The organism is Mesorhizobium sp. M7A.F.Ca.US.014.04.1.1 (genome assembly GCF_003998745.1).
Taxonomy (GTDB): domain Bacteria; phylum Pseudomonadota; class Alphaproteobacteria; order Rhizobiales; family Rhizobiaceae; genus Mesorhizobium; species Mesorhizobium ciceri.
In genome coordinates, this window is the sequence record NZ_RZRW01000028.1 from 1 (window position 1) to 21,011 (window position 21,011).

General features: G+C 63.3%; 21 protein-coding genes and 1 pseudogene. 10 read left to right on the plus strand and 12 right to left on the minus strand.

Going from position 1 to position 21,011, the window contains the following annotated elements; genetic code table 11:
- A pseudogene (locus EOA22_RS38605) lies at positions 1-110 on the minus strand (adenosine kinase); the annotation flags it as partial.
- A gap of 230 nt (positions 111-340) precedes the next feature.
- Between EOA22_RS38605 and EOA22_RS03585 the strand changes: the two are divergent.
- Both EOA22_RS03585 and EOA22_RS03590 read left to right on the plus strand, forming a co-directional pair.
- Positions 341-1,273 carry an EamA family transporter gene (locus tag EOA22_RS03585; RefSeq protein WP_050580561.1) on the plus strand — a complete coding sequence of 311 codons (933 nt, stop codon included), beginning with the start codon at positions 341-343 and terminating at the stop codon, positions 1,271-1,273.
- A gap of 90 nt (positions 1,274-1,363) precedes the next feature.
- Positions 1,364-2,074 (plus strand): sulfate transporter family protein, encoded by a 711-nt coding sequence (locus tag EOA22_RS03590; RefSeq protein ID WP_063169908.1) that lies wholly within the window; start codon positions 1,364-1,366, stop codon positions 2,072-2,074.
- A gap of 9 nt (positions 2,075-2,083) precedes the next feature.
- On the opposite strand, the gene EOA22_RS03595 is transcribed toward EOA22_RS03590, so the two are convergent.
- The 6 genes from EOA22_RS03595 to EOA22_RS03620 form a co-directional block, all read right to left on the minus strand.
- Complete coding sequence (locus EOA22_RS03595) at positions 2,084-3,082, minus strand: proline racemase family protein (protein ID WP_024505791.1); 999 nt, start codon at positions 3,080-3,082, stop codon at positions 2,084-2,086.
- Positions 3,083-3,095: 13 nt separating this feature from the next.
- On the minus strand, positions 3,096-3,899 hold the full coding sequence (locus EOA22_RS03600) for an oxaloacetate decarboxylase (protein ID WP_024505790.1): 804 nt from the start codon (positions 3,897-3,899) through the stop codon (positions 3,096-3,098).
- A 79-nt stretch (positions 3,900-3,978) separates the two neighbouring features.
- Positions 3,979-4,833: a hypothetical protein gene (locus EOA22_RS03605; protein WP_013528047.1), complete on the minus strand. Its 855-nt coding sequence runs from the start codon at positions 4,831-4,833 to the stop codon at positions 3,979-3,981.
- A gap of 69 nt (positions 4,834-4,902) precedes the next feature.
- The gene (locus tag EOA22_RS03610) at positions 4,903-5,565 is read right to left on the minus strand and encodes an HAD family phosphatase (protein WP_063169909.1); all 663 of its coding nucleotides are present in this window, start codon (positions 5,563-5,565) and stop codon (positions 4,903-4,905) included.
- A complete protein-coding gene (dut, locus tag EOA22_RS03615) occupies positions 5,565-6,050 on the minus strand; it encodes a dUTP diphosphatase (protein WP_013528045.1) in 486 nt (161 codons plus the stop codon). The genes EOA22_RS03610 and dut overlap by 1 nt, the downstream gene beginning before the upstream one ends.
- A 165-nt stretch (positions 6,051-6,215) precedes the next feature.
- Complete coding sequence (locus EOA22_RS03620; protein WP_013528044.1) at positions 6,216-6,686, minus strand: Lrp/AsnC family transcriptional regulator; 471 nt, start codon at positions 6,684-6,686, stop codon at positions 6,216-6,218.
- A gap of 115 nt (positions 6,687-6,801) precedes the next feature.
- Here EOA22_RS03620 and EOA22_RS03625 point away from each other — a divergent pair, with 115 nt between their 5' ends.
- Positions 6,802-7,050, plus strand: coding sequence for a DUF6356 family protein (locus EOA22_RS03625; protein WP_063169910.1), 249 nt, complete (start codon positions 6,802-6,804; stop codon positions 7,048-7,050).
- Positions 7,051-7,385: 335 nt separating this feature from the next.
- Here EOA22_RS03625 and EOA22_RS03640 read toward each other — a convergent pair whose 3' ends face one another.
- On the minus strand, positions 7,386-8,462 hold the full coding sequence (locus tag EOA22_RS03640; protein WP_127389845.1) for an FAD-binding oxidoreductase: 1,077 nt from the start codon (positions 8,460-8,462) through the stop codon (positions 7,386-7,388).
- A 121-nt stretch (positions 8,463-8,583) separates the two neighbouring features.
- Between EOA22_RS03640 and EOA22_RS03645 the strand changes: the two genes are divergently transcribed.
- The 3 genes from EOA22_RS03645 to EOA22_RS03655 all read left to right on the plus strand — a co-directional run bounded on the left by EOA22_RS03645 (position 8,584) and on the right by EOA22_RS03655 (position 11,799).
- On the plus strand, positions 8,584-9,180 hold the full coding sequence (locus tag EOA22_RS03645) for a TetR/AcrR family transcriptional regulator (RefSeq protein WP_063169912.1): 597 nt from the start codon (positions 8,584-8,586) through the stop codon (positions 9,178-9,180).
- Positions 9,177-10,106, plus strand: a complete 930-nt coding sequence (locus EOA22_RS03650) for a haloalkane dehalogenase (RefSeq protein WP_063169913.1) — start codon at positions 9,177-9,179, stop codon at positions 10,104-10,106. The genes EOA22_RS03645 and EOA22_RS03650 overlap by 4 nt, the downstream gene beginning before the upstream one ends.
- 100 nt (positions 10,107-10,206) lie before the next feature.
- On the plus strand, positions 10,207-11,799 hold the full coding sequence (locus EOA22_RS03655) for a peptide chain release factor 3 (RefSeq protein ID WP_013528039.1): 1,593 nt from the start codon (positions 10,207-10,209) through the stop codon (positions 11,797-11,799).
- A gap of 75 nt (positions 11,800-11,874) precedes the next feature.
- Here EOA22_RS03655 and EOA22_RS03660 read toward each other — a convergent pair whose 3' ends face one another.
- A complete protein-coding gene (locus EOA22_RS03660) occupies positions 11,875-12,345 on the minus strand; it encodes a VOC family protein (protein ID WP_063170452.1) in 471 nt (156 codons plus the stop codon).
- 253 nt (positions 12,346-12,598) lie between these two features.
- On the opposite strand from EOA22_RS03660, the gene ilvD reads away from it, so the two are divergent.
- Positions 12,599-14,443, plus strand: coding sequence for a dihydroxy-acid dehydratase (gene ilvD, locus EOA22_RS03665; RefSeq protein WP_063169914.1), 1,845 nt, complete (start codon positions 12,599-12,601; stop codon positions 14,441-14,443).
- Between the two features lie 164 nt (positions 14,444-14,607).
- Here ilvD and EOA22_RS03670 read toward each other — a convergent pair whose 3' ends face one another.
- Positions 14,608-16,362, minus strand: a complete 1,755-nt coding sequence (locus EOA22_RS03670) for an ABC transporter ATP-binding protein (protein WP_013528036.1) — start codon at positions 16,360-16,362, stop codon at positions 14,608-14,610.
- Positions 16,363-16,531: 169 nt separating this feature from the next.
- Between EOA22_RS03670 and EOA22_RS03675 the strand changes: the two genes are divergently transcribed.
- Complete coding sequence (locus tag EOA22_RS03675; protein ID WP_063169915.1) at positions 16,532-17,812, plus strand: amidohydrolase family protein; 1,281 nt, start codon at positions 16,532-16,534, stop codon at positions 17,810-17,812.
- Positions 17,813-17,918: 106 nt separating this feature from the next.
- Positions 17,919-18,842, plus strand: coding sequence for a DMT family transporter (locus EOA22_RS03680; RefSeq protein ID WP_063169916.1), 924 nt, complete (start codon positions 17,919-17,921; stop codon positions 18,840-18,842).
- A gap of 7 nt (positions 18,843-18,849) precedes the next feature.
- On the opposite strand, the gene EOA22_RS03685 is transcribed toward EOA22_RS03680, so the two are convergent.
- Complete coding sequence (locus EOA22_RS03685) at positions 18,850-19,710, minus strand: phosphotransferase family protein (RefSeq protein WP_063169917.1); 861 nt, start codon at positions 19,708-19,710, stop codon at positions 18,850-18,852.
- 145 nt (positions 19,711-19,855) lie between these two features.
- Between EOA22_RS03685 and EOA22_RS03690 the strand changes: the two genes are divergently transcribed.
- Entirely contained in the window at positions 19,856-20,488 is a 633-nt protein-coding gene (locus EOA22_RS03690) for a class I SAM-dependent methyltransferase (protein ID WP_063170453.1), read from the plus strand.
- Position 20,489: 1 nt separating this feature from the next.
- On the opposite strand, the gene EOA22_RS03695 is transcribed toward EOA22_RS03690, so the two are convergent.
- A partial coding sequence (locus EOA22_RS03695; RefSeq protein ID WP_164755217.1) for a glycine cleavage T C-terminal barrel domain-containing protein occupies positions 20,490-21,011 on the minus strand: 522 nt, incomplete at its 5' end.

Below are 21,011 nucleotides of genomic sequence, written 5' to 3' on the forward strand. Positions count from 1 at the left end.
AGGTTCATCGCGCCCTTGATGATGCCGTTGGTCTCGAGGAATTCCTCGTCGCACTGGGCGATGATGTCGACAATGGCATTGCCGATGCAAAGCACGTCATAATCCGGCATCAAAATCTCCGCCAAAAACCCGAGCCGGCTTCTTGCCACGCCGGCCCGGCGCGGGTCTAGCGATTTGAAACCGGTTTGCCTAGGGCGTGACACGCAACTTTGGCGGAACAGGCAAAGGGGCATCAGCCGCGAGGCGCTATGACAATTCGACCGTGGCCGAAGCATTTCATCGCCGCACCGCCTATAAGCCTGGATCAGACGATCCCGCTTCGAAGGCGAGCCAGCCCCCAATGTCTACAAAAAGCATGTCGACGAAGAACGAGCCTGCAAAAAACGATCTGACCACCGACCTGGTACTGCTCGTCGTGCTGGCAGTGCTCTGGGGCGCCTCCTACACCTTCATCAAGATCGGCGTCGAAACCATCCCGCCGGTCACCTTCATTGCCGCCCGCACCCTGATCGCCGGCGGCATCCTGTTGGCCATCATCCGCTGGCGCGGGCTCGCCTTGCCGGGCGATGCTGCAAGCTGGCGCCGCTTCGCCTTCCAGGCCTGCCTCAACAGCGTTATTCCGTTCACCCTGATCGCCGCGGCCGAACGCTCGGTCGATGCCGGCCTCGCCACCATCCTCAACGCGACCTCACCGATCTTCACCTTCCTCTTGACCGCGCTCATCACCCGCCACGAGCCGGTCACCTTGCGCAAACTGATCGGTGTGGGCGCCGGCATTGCCGGCATCTGCCTCATTATCGGCACGCAGGCGCTGGGTGGCCTCGGTCATGAATTGTGGGCGCAATTGGCAATCGTCGCCGCGACGGTCTGCTATGCCGGGGCCGCCATTTTCGGCCGCGGTTTCAAGGGCCTCGACCCAATGCTACCGGCCGCCGGTTCCATGCTGTGCGGCGCCGTCATCCTCGTGCCGCTCAGTCTGGTGTTCGACCAGCCGTGGACGCTGGCGCCATCGACCGCGTCGATCCTGGCCCTGCTCGGCCTGTCGGTCTTTTCCACCGCGCTGGCCTTCGTTATCTATTTCCGCCTCATCCACACGCTGGGTTCGGTCGGCACCACCTCGCAGGCCTATCTGCGCGTGCCGATCGGCGTCGGCATCGGCGCTCTCTTCCTCGGCGAAAGTCTTGGTTCGACGGCATGGCTGGGCATGGGTTTTGTCGTGGCCGGGGTCGCTGCCATGACCATCCCGGTTCGAAAGCCGGCGTTTGCGCGGTAAACGCCAGCCCGCTTGTGCTCATGGCCTGCGCTGCCTATCTCGGAAGCATCCGCCTTTTAGGCGGCGTCCGCTAACCGGGGGTGTGACAAGGTGATTTTCGACGCTGCCCGCGCTGCGGCCCTCGAGCTGATTTCGCCTCCCTTCCGGGCCGTGTTCGTCAAGACGCTGGGCTTGACCGTGCTGGCACTGGTGGCTCTGTGGTTCGGCCTGACCAGCCTCGTCGAGTGGCTGGCGCTGCCGTGGCTGCAGACGCTGTTGCCCGGCATGCCGTCCTGGGCCGGGTGGCTCGGCGGCATCATCGCGGCAATAGCGCTTGCCTTCGGCATGGCGTTGCTCATCGCGCCGGTGACGGCTGTTGTCGCTGGCCTGTTCCTCGACGATATCGCCGAAGTGGTCGAGCGCACCGACTATCCCGGCGATCCGACCGGCCGCGCCATGCCGGCGCTGCGCTCGCTGGTGCTGTCGGCGCGATTCCTCGGTGTCGTCATTCTCGGCAACATCGTCGCGCTGCTGCTTCTCTTGGTGCCGGGCGTCAACATAGCCGCCTTCTTCATCGTCAACGGCTATCTGCTCGGGCGCGAGTTCTTCGAATTCGCCGCCATGCGCTTTCGCGGCGAAGACGAGGCCAAGGCCTTGCGCAGGCACTATGCCGGCACAGTGTTTCTCGCCGGGCTGCTCATCGCCGCTTTCCTCGCCGTGCCGTTGCTCAACCTGCTGACGCCGCTGTTCGCCGCCGCCATGATGGTGCATCTGCACAAGGCGATCTCGGTGCGGGAAGTGGCTCGCTCCTCGCGCCGCTGAGCATTTTCTTCAGCGCAACAGGAATCCGCGTCCGAGCTCGTCGTCCGCTTCGACGATGAATTCGGCCCGCCCGGAATAATAGGCGCGGCCGCCGACGCGGGCGATGATCGCCTCATGCCGTCCAGCCTTCGCCGTCCGCGCCACGGCTCCGGAAAAACGCGAGCCGGCGATGCTCTCGAATGTGCGCGTCTGTCCGATCGCGATCTCGCCCTTGGCATGCATGGCCGCCAGCCTTGCGGTGACGCCGGAACCGGTTGGCGAGCGATCGACCTCGGCTTCGGCGAAGACGCAGATGTTTTTGGTCACCTCGCCGGAAAATGTGTCGCGGCCGTCGGTCAGGATGGTGCCGTATAGGTAGGCTAGGTCGCCGTGGTCGGGATGCGACAGCGGAAATTCAGCCTTGAGCCTGTCCGTCAGCCCCGTTGCCGCATCGACGAAATCGCGCATCCGGCTTCTGCCGAATTCGAGCCCGAATTGGTGACAATCGGCCAGCGCGTAGAAGGCGCCGCCATAGGCGACGTCGAAGCCAATCGTGCCGTGGCCCGCCAATTCGATCGCCTGTCCACCGGCGAAAAGGAAGGCCGGCACGCTTTCGAACGAAACCGCACCGGCCTTGCCGTCCCTGACCTCGACCGAGGCGACGACCAGCCCGCACGGCGCCTCGATATTGACTGTCGTGACTGGTTCCTGTTTCGCCACCAGCCCTTCATCGATGGCGTAGCGGCCGAGCGCGACGATGGCGTGGCCGCACATCGTGGAATAACCCTCATTGTGCATGAACAGCACGGCGAGGTCGGCGCCGGGCAGGTCCGGCTCGACCAGCAAGGCGCCATACATGTCGTAATGGCCGCGTGGCTCGAACATCAGGATTTTCCTGAGATGATCGAGATGGTCGCGCACATAGGCGCGCTTTTCCAGGATCGTGCCCTTGGGGATACCGGGATAGCCGCCGGTGACGATCCTCAGCGGCTCGCCGCCGGTATGCATGTCGACCACGGTCAGCGTCATGCGACGGGCCCCATTAATCCGAAGATTTGCCGAAGAGGGCCTGCAATTTGCTGAACGGCATGGCGGCGCGGGTGAAGCCGAAGGTGCCGTCTTGCTGGATTTCGCGTGCCGCCGTTTCCAGCATGCCGTAGGCGAAATTGGTCAGCCACGGCCCGAGCGAGATACGCTTGACGCCGGCCATGGCGAGATCGGCGATGGTAAAGCCCGGTACCGCCATGACATTGACCGGCTTGCTGACGGCAGAGCAGAGCGTGCGGATCATCTCGACGTTGCCGATGCCTGGCGCATAGAGTACGTCGGCGCCGGCCTTCTCGAACGCCTGCAGCCGCTTGATCGTGTCGTCGAGGTCGGACTTGCCCCAGAGGAAGTTCTCGGCCCGCGCAGTGAAGACGAAATCGCGTTTCAGGGCCCGCGCCGCTTCCACGGCCGCCGCAACGCGTTCGACGGCGTGCGCAAAATCATAGATCGGCTTGTCCGGATCGCCGGTGTGGTCTTCGATCGAGCAGCCGGCAAGGCCGGCAGCTTCCGCCGCGAAGATGGTTTCGGCGGCCTGCTCGGCGCTGTCGCCCTTGCCTTTCTCGAGGTCGGCCGAGACCGGCAGGCTGGTCGCCGCGGTCACTTCGCGGCAATGGTGGATCATCTGGTCGAAGGTCACCGCGCCGTCCGGCAGGCCGCGCGAAAAGGCAAAGCCGGCGCTGGTCGTCGCCAGCGCCGTGAAGCCGAACGAGCCGAGCAGCTTGGTCGTGCCGATATCCCAGGGATTGGGCACGACGAAGGTCGAGGCATGCAGGTCGCGAAAGATCTTGCCCTTGTCCATGGTAGTTCCCCATCATATGCGGTGTGGCCGAGCGGATTTTATCCTGCTCCATCTGGCCGGGCAAACGAATGCGGTTGGTTCAGAAGCGTTTGGCGTTCTCTCCTGCCAAATTGTTCAGCGCGTCGGAATCCTTGGCGTAGTGCGACGTTGTCTTGTCCCAATGATAGGTGACGGAGATGTCGTGAGATTCAGGTTTGGGCGGCTGGTCATCGCAGCTTTCGTCGTTCACGACGGTGGCATCGGTCACCGTTACCTTGATCGCCGCATGGCGTCGGCCCTCTGCGATGGCTTTAAAGGCAACGTCCTGCGTCCGGCTATAGGCACACACGTGCTCGTCGAACAAATAGATGATGTCGATCAGCTTCAACTTGTCCCTGGCGACCATAATCAGCGGGACGATCATATAGTTCTGGTTTGAATTGGAATGCGAACTCTCGATCATGAGGATATCATCATTGGCGCCGATGCCGAGCTTGCCGGGTTCGCGGAAATAGGTGCTGCGGTCGAGGGCGACATTGGCGGCGTCGAGCAGCCTTGGTTTGCCCGTAATGTCGTAGAGCGCTAGCACCGCATAGCCTTCTGCGCTGTCTGAGGAATCGCCGAGATCGAACAGCATGGTCAGGCGGTCCTTGCCTCCCGCCTTGATGGCAAGCACGGAGGCATTGGAAAAGCCTGAGGTTTCGGGCGGCGAGCCGCCGCTGTCGGGTCCCTCGATATGGCGCATAGCGATCGGCAGCCCGCCCCTGTAAAAGCCATTCTTGTCGGCGGCGAGGTCTGGAATGATCATCCTGGCGAGGTCGAGATAGGTGATGTCTTTTTGGCCGGGCAGTGGGCTGCCGAGCTCCGGAAGGCTGGCGTCTTGCGCGCCGGCTGCGGTCCACAGCAATGGCAGCAGCATCACGGCGAGGATGAAGCGAAGCAGGTTCGTCGGCATGGTCGCCTCAGGGTGTCGGGCGCGCGGAACGTAGCACAGCCTCCCAACCCGTCCAGTCCGTCAGCCAGCTCAGTGGATCGGCACCAGCCCGGCCAGTTCGCGCATGTCGTCGAACAGGATGCCGCCGGCCTGGATAAGGCCGTCGCGGTCGGAATAGGGATCGGCGTGATAGGAAAACACCCGCATGCCGGCCGCGATGCCGGCCTGCGTGCCAGCGACGCTGTCCTCGATGACGATGCAGTCGGCAGGTGCAAAGCCCACGGTTTTCGCAGCATGCAGGAACAGGTCCGGAAACGGCTTGCCGCGCGCGACCATCGTCGAGGAAAACATCGCGTGTTCGAACAGCGGCAACAGCCCGGTCTGGCCAAGTGTGATGTGCATCTTCGACACCCGGGCCGAGGTGGCGACGCAATAGGCGATCCCGGCTGACCGCACGGCCTCGACGAATTCGCGGACATAAGGGATTGCTTCGACGCCGTGGGCGAACAGGTCTGGCAGGCCGGCGTTCCAGCGATCGACAAAATCGGCGCCAAGCCTGACGCTGGTCTTTTCTTCGATCTCTTTCTGCACCGACGCCATGCTGCGGCCGGAGAAATTCTTGCGGCAATATTTGAAGCTTGTCGGATAGCCGGCAGCGGTCAGCCATTCGGCAAGGCGCCGATTGGCCAGGTTCTCCGTATCGACCAGGATCCCGTCGCAGTCGAAGATGACAAGTTTAGGCAGTTCAGGCATCAGGCGGTGCCGGTCGATCCGAACCCGCCCGCGCCGCGCGCCGTGCCGCCGGCCAGGTTGCGCTCTTCCACGGCGGCTTGCGTCACCGCGGCAAAAACGATCTGGGCGATGCGCATGCCGCGCGTCACGGCAAAGTCCTCATCGCCGAGATTGATCAGCAGGACCTTCACCTCGCCGCGATAGTCGCTGTCGATGGTGCCGGGCGTGTTGAGGACGGTCAGCCCATGCTTGAAGGCAAGGCCCGAGCGCGGCCGCACCTGGCCTTCCATGCCTTCGGGAATTTCCAGGATCAGCCCGGTCGGCACCAGAGCGCGTTTTCCGGGCAGGATCAGCAGCGGCCGGTCGTCCGGCACCGCGGCGCGCAGATCCATGCCGGCAGCACCGGTGCTTTCATAAGCAGGAAGGGGAAGTCCTTCAGCATGCGGCAACCTGACGAAGCCGACGGTCGGACCGATGACGGAGGGAGTTTGAAGGGCTGCGCGCATAAAATCGATCCTATCGGCGCGAACGGCGATTCGGTCAACTCGCCCGCAAGCCTATCAACGGCTTTCTTTCAGGCATCAGTATGGCCTGAGGTGTGTTGAGATTCAGGTCAGGCCGAGTCGAAACCCGTCGTTTGCAGGCCGGCATCACCTGAATATCGACATATCTTAGCGCACTTCCATCGGAACCACCGTCGTCTCCTTGATCTCTTCCATCACGAAAGAGGCGGAAACATCAGACAGCGCCACCTTGGCGATCAGCCGCTGGTAGAGCCGGTCATAGGCCTTCACGTCGGCGACGCGGGCGCGCAGAACGTAGTCGAGGTCGCCGGACATGCGGTAGACGCCGATGATCTCGGGAAAGCCGGTCACCGCCGCCCGGAATCTCTGCAGCCACTCCGGATCGTGGTTGGACGTGCGGATCAGGATGAAGACGGAAAGGCCAAGCCCGAGCTTTTCGGCATCGACCAGCGCCACCCTGCCGGTGATGACACCGGCCTCCTCCAGCCGCTTCACCCGGCGCCAGCAGGCATTGCGCGACAGCGCCACCCGTTCCGACAACTGGTCGACCGACAGCGTGCCGTCGCGTTGCAACTCGGCGAGCAATTTCCGGTCGATTTCGTCAATTTCCAGCGCCATGTGGGATATTTGTTCCATGCATCACCGAAATACAAGGACATTTTGAGACCGATGAACCGGCGAAGCATGTCAGGATACTCATATCAGGAACTTCAAGCGCTGAAGGGGAACCAGCATGTCGGTCGCAAGGATTTTCACCTCTCATCCGGCCAAGGTCGGCGAAACCTATTTCAGCCACATGGGCTTTGCCGCCTGGTTTTCGTCGCGCCTGTTGATGGCGGCCGGCGCCGCGCTCGTTCATGCTTTCTTGCCATTTCTGTTTGAAACTACCGCCAGCCGAATCGTTCGCGAGCTTTACGAGCGGACGCACAACAGAGGCACGCACGCGACCAAGGAGCCTGCGGCTCTTCCGGATCGCGCCTAGGCGATCCCGCCATCGAGCTTCGTCACCATGACCAGGGACGGGATCAACATTCGGCCTTTTGCTCCGGCCGTGGCGAAGCTGGCGTTGGCCGGGTAGTTGCAAATTGCGGCAACGCCGCGGGCCAGCGCCCCCCTCTGTCCTGCCGGACATCTCCCCCTCAAGGGGGGAGATTGGATGTCGCGACGGCTTTCGCCAATCGCCGACCTTGTGGGACTGAGCGAGGCGCCGAAACTGCCAATCTCCCCACTCGAGGGGGAGATGTCCGGCAGGACAGAGGGGGGCGCCGTAGGGCGTTAACCTATACAGACATCGGCCGACGCTGCCGTCCGTCCGGGTTATTGAGCAAACCGTCCCAACCCGTAAGGCGCGAGCAGCGGATCGCGCTCGCCATCAAGGATTTCGCGAGCGGCAAACAGGCCGACGGCCGGCGCCAGCGTGATGCCGGAATGCATGACGCTGACATAGACGCCGTCCATGCCCTCGGCGCGGCCGATGATCGGAAAACCGTCGATCGGCGTCGGCCGGTAACCGACCGTGTGGAAATCGAGCGCCAGCCCGTCTCCGCCGCGCAGGCTGGCTTTCAGGACCGCGACCAGTTCGCTGGCGGTGGCTTGCGCATCCATGCCGGGGTCGGCGCCGCCGAAATCGGAACCGGCGATGATACGGCCCTCGGCGGTCTGGCGCATATGCAGCCGCTCGGCCAGCACCAGTCCGTTCAGCAGTTTCTCGTAGGGCCGCGAGTGGACGATCAGGCCAGGTGGCGTCTCGAGCGGCAGATTTATGCCGGCGGTGGCGGCAATGCCCGCCGAGCCGACGCCGGCCGCGATCAACACCTCGTCGGTGGCAAGCAGCCCATGCGATGTGCCGACGCCCGAAATCCTGCCGCCTGTCTGGACAAGCGCCGTCACCGTGCTGGAGATGATCCGCGCGCCGCGTCGTTCGGCATCGGCCAGCAGCGCCTTCGTTGCCGCGACCGGCTCGGCAACGCCCTCTTCGGCGACATGCAAAGCGACGTCCGGGAGTTGGGTGAGATTAGGCTCTATACGGGCCGCGCCGGCGCGGTCGACGCGCTCGATGCCGTAGCCCCAGGCCGAATGCTGCGCGGTATAGGCTTCCATGTCGGCCGCCGATAGATCCCAGCACAGGCCGCCGCACCAGTTGAGCGGCAGGCCGGGCACGTCCCGCGCCAGCCGCGACCATTCGGCCATGGCGCGGGTGCGCAGCCGGAAATAGGGCTCCGGATTGCCCCAGGTGGCATTGATCCAGGCAAAGGAGTTCGGCGTGGCGACCCCACCGGCGGCGCTGTCGGCGGCGATGACCGTCACCTGTGCGCCTGCCCTGGTCAGGTGCCAGGCCATGGAAGCACCGATGATGCCGGCGCCGATGACGATCACTTGTTTCACCGCAGCCATGTTCGCTCCTCAAACTCGCCACCCCCTGAGGGACACTCTTCCAGTGCCACCCCCGCTTGCCAACATCGGCAACGCAAATTATTCGGCTTGACATCAATACGTACGTACGTATTATATCGGTATGGCCAGACAATCACTCCGCGAAAACCTCCTTGACGCCGGGTTCCGGACCATCTGGAATTCCGGCTATGCCGCCGCCGGTGTGCGCGACATCGTTGCCGCCGCCGACGCCCGGCCCGGCTCGTTCACCAACCATTTTGCCTCCAAGGAGGAGTTTGCCGGGGAGGTGCTGGACCGCTATTTCGCCTATGTCGGCAAGTTGGTCGAGAAAGCCTTGGCGCAGGACGGCACGCCGCCCATCGGCCGGCTGAGGCGCTACGTCGATGTCATCACCTCGAAGCTTGAGGCGCATGATTGGGCACGCGGCTGCATGATAGGCAATCTCAGCCTCGAGACCGCGGTCCACAGCGAGCCGCTGCGCCTGCAACTCGTCGACATCTTCGAACGCTGGCGCCAGCCCTTCGCCGCCTGCATCGCCGAAGGCCAGGCAGCCGGCGACATCTCCAAGACCTTCGAGGCCGAGGACCTTGCCGACTTCCTGCTGTCGTCTTGGCAGGGCGCCATGCTGCGCATGAAGGTTGAACGTAGCCCCGCGCCGCTCGAGCGGTTCAAGAAAATCATCTTCAGCACAGTTTTTGCAAAGGAGCCGACCCCATGAGTTCGAAAGCCAACATTTCTCAAGCTGGCGTCGCTGCACCGAGACGCTCGCAGATCGCCGTGCTCGATTCGACCATGTCCTATGTCGAGACGGGAGCGTCCGGCCCCACCGTTCTGTTCCTGCATGGCAATCCGACCTCATCCCACATCTGGCGCAACATCATCCCGTATGTCGCGCCGCTCGGTCGCTGCATCGCGCCCGACCTGATCGGCTACGGCCAATCCGGCAAGCCCGATATCGATTATCGCTTCTTCGATCACGTCCGCTATCTCGACGCCTTCCTGGACGTGCTCGACATCCAGGAAGTGGTGTTGGTCGCGCAGGACTGGGGCACGGCCCTGGCTTTCCATCTCGCGGCGCGGCGACCGCAACGCGTGCTCGGCCTTGCCTTCATGGAATTCATCCGACCCTTCGAGCGCTGGGAGGATTTTCATCAGCGCCCGCAAGCCCGCGAAATGTTCAAGGCGCTGCGCACGCCGGGTGTCGGCGAGAAGCTGGTCCTGGAAGACAATGTCTTCGTCGAAAAAGTGTTGCCGGCCTCGGTGCTGCGTACACTGAGCGATGAGGAGATGACCGTCTACCGGGCGCCGTTCCCGACACCGCAATCGCGAAAGCCGGTGTTGCGCCTGCCTCGGGAATTGCCGATCGAGGGCCAGCCCGCCGACGTTGCCGCCATCAGCGAACATGATCATCGCGCACTTCGGCTCTCCACCTATCCGAAACTGCTGTTTGCGGGCGATCCCGGCGCGCTGATTGCGCCGCAGGCCGCACGCGAATTCGCCGCCGGGCTGAAGAACTGCCGGTTCATCAATCTCGGACCCGGTGCGCACTATCTGCAGGAAGACCATGCCGACGCGATAGGCGGCACCATTGCCGGCTGGCTCCCCGAGGTCTTTCAGGCGAGCCGCACGGCCGAATTGGCCTGAAGCAAGCCATGGCTTCCGGCGGCTTCCCTGCCGCCGGACCGGTCGACAGGCCCGCACTGCGCTGCTAGAAGCCCGGCCTGTCACACGGAAATCCCAGAGAATGCCCGAAGCAATAGAAGAAGAAGTGGCGCGCCGCCGCACCTTCGCGATCATCGCGCACCCGGACGCCGGCAAGACCACGCTCACCGAAAAGCTGCTGCTGTTCGGCGGCGCCATCCAGCTTGCCGGCGAGGTCAAGGCCAAGAAGGACAAGATCCAGACGCGGTCGGACTGGATGAAGATCGAGCGTGAGCGCGGCATTTCGGTCGTCACTTCGGTGATGACCTTCGAGTATGAAGACAATGTCTTCAACCTGCTCGACACGCCCGGCCACGAGGATTTCGCAGACGACACCTATCGCACGCTATCGGCGGTCGACTCGGCCGTCATGGTCATCGATGCCGCCAAGGGCATCGAGCCGCGCACGCTGAAGCTTTTCGAAGTCTGCCGGCTACGCGACATCCCGATCATCACCTTCGTCAACAAGATGGATCGCGAAAGCCGCGATCCGTTCGAGATTCTGGATGAGATCGAGCAGAAGCTGGCGCTGGATACGGCGCCGATCACCTGGCCGATCGGCCGGGGCAAGAATTTTTCCGGCACCTACCATCTGGCGCTGAACGCCGTGCGCAGGGGCGACGACGAGAAGGAGCGCACGCCGGTCAACGGTCCCGATTCCAACCGCGTCGCCGGCCTTTTGCCGGAGAACGAGCGCGAGGCCTTCATCGAGGAGCTGGAGCTGGCGCGGGAAGCATGCAGACCCCTTGATATAGAAGCCTTCCGCGAGGGTCACCTGACGCCGGTCTATTTCGGCTCGGCGCTGCGCAATTATGGCGTGCGCGACCTGATCGAGGCGCTCGGCGCTTTTGGACCGCCGCCGCGTGCTCAAGAGGCCGACACCCGCAAGGTCGAGGCGACCGAAGAGAAGATGACGTCCTTCGTCTTCAAGATCCAGGCCAACATGGATCCCAACCACCGCGACCGCATAGCCTTCGTCCGCGTCTGTTCGGGCAAGCTCGAGCGCGGCATGAAGGCCAAGCTGGTACGCACGGGAAAACCGATGTCGCTGTCGGCGCCGCAGTTCTTCTTTGCCCGCACACGCGTCACCGCCGACGAGGCCTTTGCCGGCGACGTCGTCGGCATTCCCAACCACGGCACGCTGCGTATTGGCGATACGCTGACCGAGGGCGAGGAAATCCTGTTCCGCGGCGTTCCGAATTTCGCCCCGGAAATCCTGCGCCGTGTCCGCCTCGGCGACGCGATGAAGGCCAAAAAGCTGAAGGAAGCGCTGCACCAGATGGCAGAGGAGGGCGTCGTGCAGCTGTTTTCGCCCGAGGACGGCTCACCGGCCATCGTCGGTGTCGTCGGCGCGCTGCAACTCGACGTCCTGAAGGAACGGCTGAACTTCGAATACACCCTGCCGGTCGAATTCGAGATGTCGCGCTTTTCCGTGTGCCGCTGGATCTCGGCCGACGACAAGGCCGAGGTCCTGCGTTTCATCGAGGCGCATCGCGGCGACATCGCCCGCGACCTCGACAACGACCCGGTGTTCCTCGCCCAGCACGCCTTCTCGCTGAACTACGAAGCGGAGCGCTGGAAGGCGATCAAGTTTGCCACGATCAAGGACTATCAGGTCCGCGACAGAGCGGCGTAAGTCGCGCTTTTTCCTTCTCCCCGTTCACGGGGAGAAGGTGCCCGAAGGGCGGATGAGGGGCGGCGCGACCCTCGACTATCCTCTGGCAGCTTCCTCTATCTTGGCGATGTCGATCTTGCTCATCTGCATCATCGCCGACATCACGCGGCCGGCCTTGGCCCGGTCCGGATCCAGAAGCAGGCGCGGCAGCTGCTCCGGCACAACCTGCCAGGAGACGCCGAATTTATCCTTCAGCCAGCTGCATTGCGATGGTTGGCCGCCACCTTCGATGAGCTTGTCCCAGAAGTAATCCACCTCTTCCTGCGTCTTGCAGTCGATCGACTGCGACATCGCTTCGCTGTGCTTGAACTGCGGTCCACCATTGAGCGCCTGGAACTGCACGCCGTCGAGTTCGAACGTGGTCACCAACACCTTGCCTGCATCGGCGTGGCCTTCGGGCCAACGCATCACGCTCAGCACCTTGGAATTCTTGAAGATGGAGACGTAGAAGTTCATGGCCTCTTCGGCTCGGCCGTCGAACCACAGGCAGGTGGTGATCTTTTGCATGTCGTGCTCCTCGTGCTGTTTCGGTCGCTGTTCCTGTGAAACGGCTGACTCCGAATATGGTGCCATCTCCTTGCCGTCTGCCCAAGGACGGACATGCAGCGCGCCATCCGACAGTGCCACGCATTTTTTTGAGAGAATCTGGCGCATTGCAAAATTGTGGCCAGACCATACTTGCGCGTCTATAACGCCTGCGGTCCGAATTCAGCTCCGCCGCGCCAACCCCTGGGCTGCGGCCAGCCACCAAGGAAAAAACATGCCTGCCTATCGTTCCCGCACCACCACCCATGGCCGCAACATGGCCGGCGCTCGCGGCCTCTGGCGCGCCACCGGCATGAAGGACTCGGATTTCGGCAAGCCGATCATTGCGGTGGTCAACTCCTTCACCCAGTTCGTGCCGGGCCATGTCCATCTGAAGGATCTCGGCCAATTGGTCGCGCGCGAGATCGAAAAGGCCGGCGGCGTTGCCAAGGAATTCAACACCATCGCCGTCGATGACGGCATCGCCATGGGCCATGACGGCATGCTCTATTCGCTCCCGTCGCGCGAGCTGATCGCCGATTCTGTCGAATACATGGTCAACGCGCATTGCGCCGACGCCATGGTCTGCATCTCCAATTGCGACAAGATCACGCCCGGCATGCTGATGGCCTCGTTGCGCCTCAACATCCCGACCGTCTTCGTCTCCGGCGGTCCGATGGAAGCCGGCAAGGTGGTGCTCGCCGGCAAGACGCAGGCGCTCGACCTGGTCGATGCCATGGTCGCGGCCGCCGACGACAAGATCTCCGATGAGGACGTCAAGGTCATCGAGCGCTCGGCCTGCCCGACCTGCGGCTCCTGCTCGGGCATGTTCACCGCCAATTCGATGAATTGTTTGACCGAGGCGCTTGGCCTGTCGCTGCCCGGCAACGGCTCGACATTGGCGACGCATGCCGACCGCAAGCGTCTGTTCGTCGAGGCCGGCCACCTGATCGTCGATCTCGCCCAGCGCTATTACGAACAGGACGACGAAACCGCACTGCCGCGCAACATCGCCTCGAAGGGCGCTTTCGAGAACGCCATGACGCTCGACATCGCCATGGGCGGTTCGACCAACACCGTGTTGCATATCCTGGCTGCCGCGCATGAGGGCGAGATCGATTTCGATCAGGACGACATCGACGCGCTGTCGCGCAAGGTGCCGGTGCTGTGCAAGGTTGCGCCCGCCAAGTCCGACGTCCACATGGAAGACGTCCACCGCGCCGGCGGCATCATGGCCATCCTCGGCCAGCTCGACAATGCCGGCCTGCTCAACCGCGACCTGCCGACGGTGCATACGTCAACCCTGGGCGAGGCGCTCGACCATTGGGACATTTCCCGCACGACCAGCCAGAGCGTGCGCGATTTCTTCCTCGCCGCCCCTGGCGGCGTGCCGACACAGGTCGCCTTCAGCCAGGAGCGCCGCTGGGACGAGCTCGATCTCGACCGCGAGAAAGGCGTTATCCGCTCGACCGAACATCCCTTTTCCAAGGATGGCGGCCTTGCCGTGCTGAAGGGCAATCTGGCGCTCGACGGCTGCATCGTGAAGACGGCGGGCGTCGATGAATCGATCCTGAAATTCACCGGCCCGGCCCGCGTGTTCGAAAGCCAGGATTCGAGCGTCAAGGCGATCCTGTCCAATGAGATCAAGGCCGGCGATGTCGTCGTCATCCGCTATGAAGGACCGCGCGGCGGCCCCGGCATGCAGGAGATGCTCTATCCGACCAGCTATCTGAAGTCGAAGGGCCTCGGCAAGGCCTGCGCTCTGATTACTGACGGCCGCTTCTCCGGCGGCACCTCGGGTCTGTCGATCGGCCATGCGTCGCCGGAAGCTGCCGAAGGCGGTTTGATCGGACTGGTGCAGGAGGGCGATACGATCGAGATCGACATCCCGAACCGCAGCATCCGCCTGGCTGTCGATGAGGCGGAACTCGCTGCGCGCCGGGCGGCGATGGAGGCCAGGGGCGCCCTGGCCTGGAAGCCTGAGGAAAAGCGCAAGCGCAAGGTGACGACCGCCTTGCGCGCCTATGCCGCCATGGCCACCAGCGCGGCCAAGGGCGCGGTGAGGTTTGTGCCGGAGTGAGGTTTCTTCCTTCTCCCCTGTGGGAGAAGATGTCGCCGCAGGCGACGGATGAGGGGTGGTCCAGAGAACACCGACGTCTCACTCCGCTGGAACACCCCTCATCCGTCTCGGCGCCGCGCGCCGATCCACCTTCCCCCACAAGGGGGGGGAAGGGAAGAGAAGTGCTACGGCATCAACTGATACTCATAGAGCTTCTGATAGAGCCCGCCCTGCTTGAGCAAGGCCTTGTGCGGGCCGCTTTCCACCACCTTGCCGGCTTCGAGCACCACGATTGTGTCGGCCTGGTGCACGGTCGACAGACGGTGCGCGATGACGATCGTCGTGCGGCCTTCCGTCAATTGCTGCAGCGCGTCGCGGAACAGCGCTTCCGATTCGGCGTCGAGCGCGCTGGTCGCTTCGTCCAGCAGCAGGATCTCCGCATTGCGCAGCATGGCGCGTGCGATCGAGATCCGTTGGCGCTGGCCGCCCGACAGTAGGCCGCCATTCTCGCCGACATCCGTCTCGTAGCCTTTCGCCTGCGCGCTGATGAAGTCATGCGCGTTGGCCGCCTTGGCGGCGGCGATCACCTCATCGTCGGTCGCACCCTCGCGCCCAAGCCGGATGTTGTGCATGATGGTGCCGGCAAACAGGAACGTATCCTGGCTGACATAGGCGATCTTTTCCCGCAGCGATGCGAGCGTCGCATGGGAAATATCCTGACCGTCGAACAGCACCCTGCCGCTCTGCGGATCATACATGCGCATGATCAGGTTTAGAATCGTCGACTTGCCGCCGCCGGAAGGCCCGACCAGCGCCGTCATCTTGCCGGGCGCAAGCGTCAGATCGAACCTGTCCAGCACCGGCGGCCCTTTCTGATAAGCGAAGTCGACGGCGTCGAACCGGATCTCGCCCGGTCCGGCCAGAAGCGGCTTCGCGTCCGGCTTCTCGACCAGAGTGAGCGGCTGGTCGGCGAGCTCGAACATCATGCGCACGCCGACAATGCCGCTTTCCAGCGATATGCGTACGCGCGCAAGGCGCTTTGCCGGCTCATAGGCAAACAGGAGCGCCCCGATGAAGGCCATGATGTTTCCCGGCATCTGGCCGCCCTGCAAGACCAGGAAGCCGCTGACGAAGATGGCCCCGGCAATAGCCAGCCCGGCCAGCGTCTCCATCACCGGGCTTGTCGCAGCCTCCAGCGTCGCGATGTTATTGGCCCGGTTCTCGACGTCCGACACGGCCTTGTACATGCGGTTGCGCATCGCGCCTTCGAGGTTGAAGGATTTGACGACGCGCACGCCGATTGCCGTTTCCTGCATCACCTGCACGATCTGGCCGACCGAGCGAAACTCCATCGCGGCGAACTTGCGAACACGTTTCAGGATGCGGTTGACCCCGTAGATAGCCAAGGGGCCGACGACGAAGCAGATTATAGACAAGGCTGGCTGCTGCCAGACCATGACTCCTACCAGGACGACCAGCGACAACAGATCGCGCACATAGGACGTGACAACGAGGTCGAGCACGTTGCGTGCCGCCTGCGCATTGTTGGTCATGCGTGTGATCAGGTCGGACGACGAGGTCGAATGGTAGAATTCGATGCCTTGCGCCAGGATGCGGTCGTAGATCTTGCGCTGGCGGTCGGCGATGATGGCGTTGCCGACACGGCTCATGAAATAGGCCTGAATGAAGTTGGCGAGGCCCTTGAGGATGAAGATCGTGGCGACCCCGCCCGCAATCAGGTTGACCCGGTCAATCCGCTTGAAGACTACGAATTCGTCGGTGATCTCTTTGAGAATCCAGGCGCTGGCGCCGGTCGTGGCGGCCACCACAAGCATCGACAAGATCGCGGCGCCGTAGCCAAACCTGTGCTGATAAAAGGATTCCCGGATCAACCTCGCGACGAGGCGCTGGTTTTCCGTCGAGCGGAAGAAACGAAACAAACGGCGGATCCTTGAAACCGGGACAACGAAGGCGGCTTATAGAGGGAGTTGCGGCCGGATGAAACCATCCGCGGCCGCCGCGGACAAATCGCTGTTGCAAGCGGCATCGACGGGATGCGATTTTCAGCCTCGGCTATATCAGATGATTCTTTTGACGGGATGACGACGGATGGATTTCGACCTTATCGTTCGCGGCGGCACACTGCCTGATGGCAGGGTTGCCGACATCGGCATCAACGGTGAGACGATCGCGGCGATCGAGCCCGTTCTCCAGGGTTCCGCGCGGACCGAGGTCGACGCCCGTGGCAATCTGGTCTCGCCGCCCTTCGTCGATCCGCATTTCCACATGGATGCGACGCTCTCCTACGGCATTCCGCGCATCAACGCTTCGGGTACGCTGCTCGAAGGCATTTCGCTGTGGGGCGAGTTGAAGCCGCTTTTGACGCATGAGGCCGTGCGTGATCGCGCGCTGGCCTATTGCGACTGGGCGGTGTCGATGGGCCTGCTCGCCATCCGCACCCATGTCGATGTCTGCGATGACCGCCTGCTGGCGGTCGAGGCGTTGCTCGAGGTCAAGAAGACGGTCGCTCCCTACATCGACCTGCAATTGGTCGCCTTCCCGCAGGACGGGTTTTATCGCTCTCCATCGGCGCGTGAAAACACCATCCGCGCGCTCGACATGGGCGTCGACATCGTCGGCGGCATCCCGCATTTCGAGCGCACCATGGCCGACGGCACGCGCTCGGTAACGGAGCTGTGCGAGATCGCGGCCAGCCGCGGCCTGATGGTCGACCTGCATTGCGACGAGACCGATGATCCGCTGTCGCGCCATATCGAGCAGCTTGCCTATGAGGCGCAGCGTCTTGGTTTGCACGGCAAGGTCGCCGGTTCGCACCTCACCTCGATGCATTCGATGGACAATTACTACGTCTCGAAGCTTTTGCCGCTGATCGCCGAGGCCGGCGTCTCGGTCATTCCCAATCCGCTGATCAACATCATGCTGCAGGGCCGCCACGACACCTTCCCGAAGCGCCGCGGCCTGACCCGGGTCAAGGAAATGCTGGCGCTCGGCATTCGCGTCGGCTGGGGCCAGGATTGCGTGCTCGATCCCTGGTATTCGCTGGGCACCGCCGATATGCTCGATGTCGCCTTCATGGGTCTGCACGTCGCTCAGATGTCGAGCCCGGCAGAGATGGCGCGCTGCTTCGACATGGTCACCAACGTCAATGCCGCGATCATGGGCCTCGATCATCTCGGCCTGGCGGTCGGCAAGCGCGCCAGCCTGGTCGTCCTCGATGCCGGCAATCCGGTCGAAGCCCTGCGGCTGCGCGCCGAGCGCCTGTGCGTCATCGCCAGGGGCAAGGTGGTGGCGGAGCGGACGAAGCAGGAAACCAGGCTGTCCATCGGCGGAAGGCCGGGAATGGTGAACCGGCGGCACATATCCAGCTAGATACAGCCGATTCCCGGCGCTGGTCTTACCCATTGCCCGAATTCTCCTCGTCAAGGCAGCCACTTCCGTCTACGACGCGGCTTACTAGGGAGGAATCGGGATCGGCATGACGCAGCCCGTGGCGCAGAATTCGACGATCAGGAATGTGCTTTTGGCCGGCATTCTGTTGATGCTGGCCGGCGATTTCCTTTTTGCGCTGAACGACGCCATGGGCAAATGGCTGGTCGCCAGCTTCTCCGTCGGCCAGGTGGTGCTGATCCGCTCCATCGGCGCCTTCTTCGTGCTCGGCCCGATGATCGCCAACCAGGGCCCGGCCAAGCTGTTTCGCATGGAACGCCTGGAGCTGCAGCTGCTGCGGGTGGTGATGACCACGCTCGACACCGCGCTCTTCTATGCCGCCGTGGTCTATCTGCCGCTGGCCGATGTGATGAGTTTCTACATGGCGGGGCCGATCTACGTCGCGGCACTCTCGCACCTCTTGCTTGGCGAAAAGGTCGGCTGGCGCCGCTGGATGGCGATCCTGCTCGGCTTCTGCGGTGTGCTGATCATGCTGAAACCGTCGTCGGCGGCGTTCTCGCTGTCGTCAGGCTTTGCGCTGGTGGGCAGTATCTCCTTCGCCTTCGCCATCATCCTCAACCGCCGGCTGCGCGGCACCAGCGACACCAATCTGGTGACATGGCAGACCATCGGCACGCTGCTGATCGGCGGCGTGCTGAGCATCGGCGCCTGGCAGACGCCGTCGGCGCTCGATCTCGGCGCCATGCTGCTGCTCGGCATCGTCTCCTGCGGCGCGCATCTGATGATCACCAGGGCGCTCAAGCTGGCGCCGGCCTCGACGCTGGCGCCGCTGCATTACACGCTGCTGCTGTGGGCGGTGGTGTTCGGACTGGTGTTCTTCGGCGACGTTCCCGGTCCGCGCATCCTGATCGGCTCGGGCATTGTCGTTCTCGCCGGCCTGTTCATCTTCCACCGCCAGAAAGTGGTCGAGACCACCGTGCCGCCCGAAAACGTGCCGAAGGGCGTGAATTAGTCCAGGCTCACCCCCGGCGGATCGCCGCCAGATGCCGTGAAAACTCGGACGTCTCCATCAGCGCCTTGCAGCGCGCGAACCGCCCGTCGGCATAGGCGCGAAAATCATCGACCGGGTTGTTGTTGGCGAGCTGGATCAGCCCCCACAGCGTCCATAACAGGTCGCACATCGCCTTGTAGATGACGATGCGGCCGCGCTCCGCCGGCCTCGCCTCGCCGCCGAAATAGGCGCGCATCATCTCTTCGTCTTGCGCCAGATCGAATTTACCTTCCACGGAGAGGTCGCCAAGGTCCCAGAGCGGGTCGTTCATGCCCGAATATTCCCAGTCGACGATCCACATCCGCTCGCCCGTATCGAGGAAGTTCTCGCACAGCGGATCGCAGTGGCAGGCAACGATCGGCAGCGGATGGGCGGCAAGTGCCGAGCGCACGGTTTCCGCCTCGCGCACCACGTCATGATAGCCGGCGGGCAGGGCGATCTCCTTGGTGGACAGCACCTTGAGATAGTCGTCGATCATCGCAAACAGCTCGAAGCGGAAGGGAAACACCGCGCCTGAATTGTGCAGCTTGCGAAAGGCCTCGCCGGCGCGGGCTGGACTGCCCGGCCGAACCTTGAATTTCTCCTCCGACATGGTTTCGGCGCCGGCGATGTAGCGTGTCACCATCAACCCGGTGCCGGCATCGACATGCAGCACCTCGGGACTGACCCCTGCTTTTGCAGCTTCGCGTGCAGCCACCGCTTCGTTGGCCCGGTTGATGTATTCCTCGGTGCCCTTGCCGGGAATGCGCAGGCAGAAGTCGCCGGCCTTGAAGACGAGGTTGGTGAGGCCGCCCAGCCGTTCCAGCGGCCCGCTGTAGCCGGCCAGCATGGGAATGGCGTCCAGTGCCGCGCGCGCCTAGTCTGTAATCATGCCTGCGCCCCCACACACTGTTATTTGTCGCGGCAACGGTTCCACAATTTTCGCGCTTTGGCTATCATCACTGCGAGATCAAAAATTGGCGGACTGGATCAAAGTGGCGGACAACAAACATCAGGGTGCGCTTGGCGCGGCCTACGCGGCAAAGCGGCCCGAAGAGGTCGCCGCACTTTATGATCGTTGGTCGCAGACCTACGACGCCGACATGTCGGCCGCCGGCTATCGCCATCCGACGATCTGCCTTGCGCTGCTGACCCGCCATCTGCCGCGCGGTTCAGCACCGCTGCTCGATGCCGGGGCCGGCACCGGTCTCATCGGCGAATGGCTTGATATTGCTGGTTACCCGCAAGTCGAGGCACTCGATATTTCGCAAGGCATGCTGGATCAGGCAGCCCGCAAGGGTGTCTATTCCGCGCTCCATTGCCTGGCGCTGGGCGGTCATCTGCCCTTTGCCGATGATGCCTATGCCGGAGTGATCTCGGCCGGCGTCTTCACATCAGGTCATGTTGGCGTCGAGGGGCTGGACGAACTGATCCGCATCTGCCGGCCGGGCGGCATCATCGTGCTGACGGTCAAGAACTCGCTGTGGGATCAGGGCTTCGCCACGCGCGTCGCTGAGCTCGAGGCGCAGGGCCTCGTCACCCGCGTCGAGGAAACGCGCCCTTATGTCTCGATGCCCGGCGAAGCCGACACCGTGCCCAGCCGCGGCCTCGCACTGCGCGTGACCTGACCTACGCTTTGACCCTCGCGCCTGCCGGGTCGTACATCGGCTCGAGGTGGATCTTGGCCGGCGTCCTCTCCATCGCAACCACCAGTTCGTAGTCGCCCGAGGCGAGAAAATCGTCGCTGACCCCGTCGGCGTTGCGCACGTAGCCGTAGCCGATGGTCTTGCCCAGCGTATAGCCATAACCGCCGCTGGTGAGATAACCGACAGGCTCGCCATTGCGCAGGATGGTTTCGCGGCCGAGCAGCACGATCTCGGGGTCGTCGACCGTGAAGCCGGCAAAGCGTTTCTTCATTGCCGTGCCGCCGGTCTTCTCCAGCGCGCGCCGTCCGATGAAATCCGTGTTCTTGCGCAGCTTGACCGCCCAGCCGAGCCCGGCTTCCTGCGGCGTGTCGTTGGGCGTGATGTCGGAGCCCCAGGCACGATAGCCCTTTTCCAGCCGCAGCGATTCCAGTGCCCGATAGCCGATCGGGCGGATGTCGTGCTTTTTGCCTGCCGCCATCAGCGCGTCGAAGACTTCGCCGGTGGC

Bases quoted from the DNA above. Each gene is read 5' to 3' on its own strand.
- EOA22_RS03595 (WP_024505791.1), bottom strand. From the start codon at position 3,082: ATGACGCTGACCGTGGTCGACATGCATACCGGCGGCGAGCCGCTGAGG.
- EOA22_RS03640 (WP_127389845.1), bottom strand. From the start codon at position 8,462: ATGGCTGCGGTGAAACAAGTGATCGTCATCGGCGCCGGCATCATCGGT.
- EOA22_RS03605 (WP_013528047.1), bottom strand. From the start codon at position 4,833: ATGCCGACGAACCTGCTTCGCTTCATCCTCGCCGTGATGCTGCTGCCA.
- EOA22_RS03585 (WP_050580561.1), top strand. From the start codon at position 341: ATGTCTACAAAAAGCATGTCGACGAAGAACGAGCCTGCAAAAAACGAT.
- EOA22_RS03650 (WP_063169913.1), top strand. From the start codon at position 9,177: ATGAGTTCGAAAGCCAACATTTCTCAAGCTGGCGTCGCTGCACCGAGA.
- dut (WP_013528045.1), bottom strand. From the start codon at position 6,050: ATGCGCGCAGCCCTTCAAACTCCCTCCGTCATCGGTCCGACCGTCGGC.
- EOA22_RS03620 (WP_013528044.1), bottom strand. From the start codon at position 6,686: ATGGCGCTGGAAATTGACGAAATCGACCGGAAATTGCTCGCCGAGTTG.
- EOA22_RS03625 (WP_063169910.1), top strand. From the start codon at position 6,802: ATGTCGGTCGCAAGGATTTTCACCTCTCATCCGGCCAAGGTCGGCGAA.
- EOA22_RS03655 (WP_013528039.1), top strand. From the start codon at position 10,207: ATGCCCGAAGCAATAGAAGAAGAAGTGGCGCGCCGCCGCACCTTCGCG.
- EOA22_RS03685 (WP_063169917.1), bottom strand. From the start codon at position 19,710: ATGCTGGCCGGCTACAGCGGGCCGCTGGAACGGCTGGGCGGCCTCACC.
- EOA22_RS03660 (WP_063170452.1), bottom strand. From the start codon at position 12,345: ATGCAAAAGATCACCACCTGCCTGTGGTTCGACGGCCGAGCCGAAGAG.
- ilvD (WP_063169914.1), top strand. From the start codon at position 12,599: ATGCCTGCCTATCGTTCCCGCACCACCACCCATGGCCGCAACATGGCC.
- EOA22_RS03610 (WP_063169909.1), bottom strand. From the start codon at position 5,565: ATGCCTGAACTGCCTAAACTTGTCATCTTCGACTGCGACGGGATCCTG.
- EOA22_RS03600 (WP_024505790.1), bottom strand. From the start codon at position 3,899: ATGGACAAGGGCAAGATCTTTCGCGACCTGCATGCCTCGACCTTCGTC.
- EOA22_RS03675 (WP_063169915.1), top strand. From the start codon at position 16,532: ATGGATTTCGACCTTATCGTTCGCGGCGGCACACTGCCTGATGGCAGG.
- EOA22_RS03645 (WP_063169912.1), top strand. From the start codon at position 8,584: ATGGCCAGACAATCACTCCGCGAAAACCTCCTTGACGCCGGGTTCCGG.
- EOA22_RS03680 (WP_063169916.1), top strand. From the start codon at position 17,919: ATGACGCAGCCCGTGGCGCAGAATTCGACGATCAGGAATGTGCTTTTG.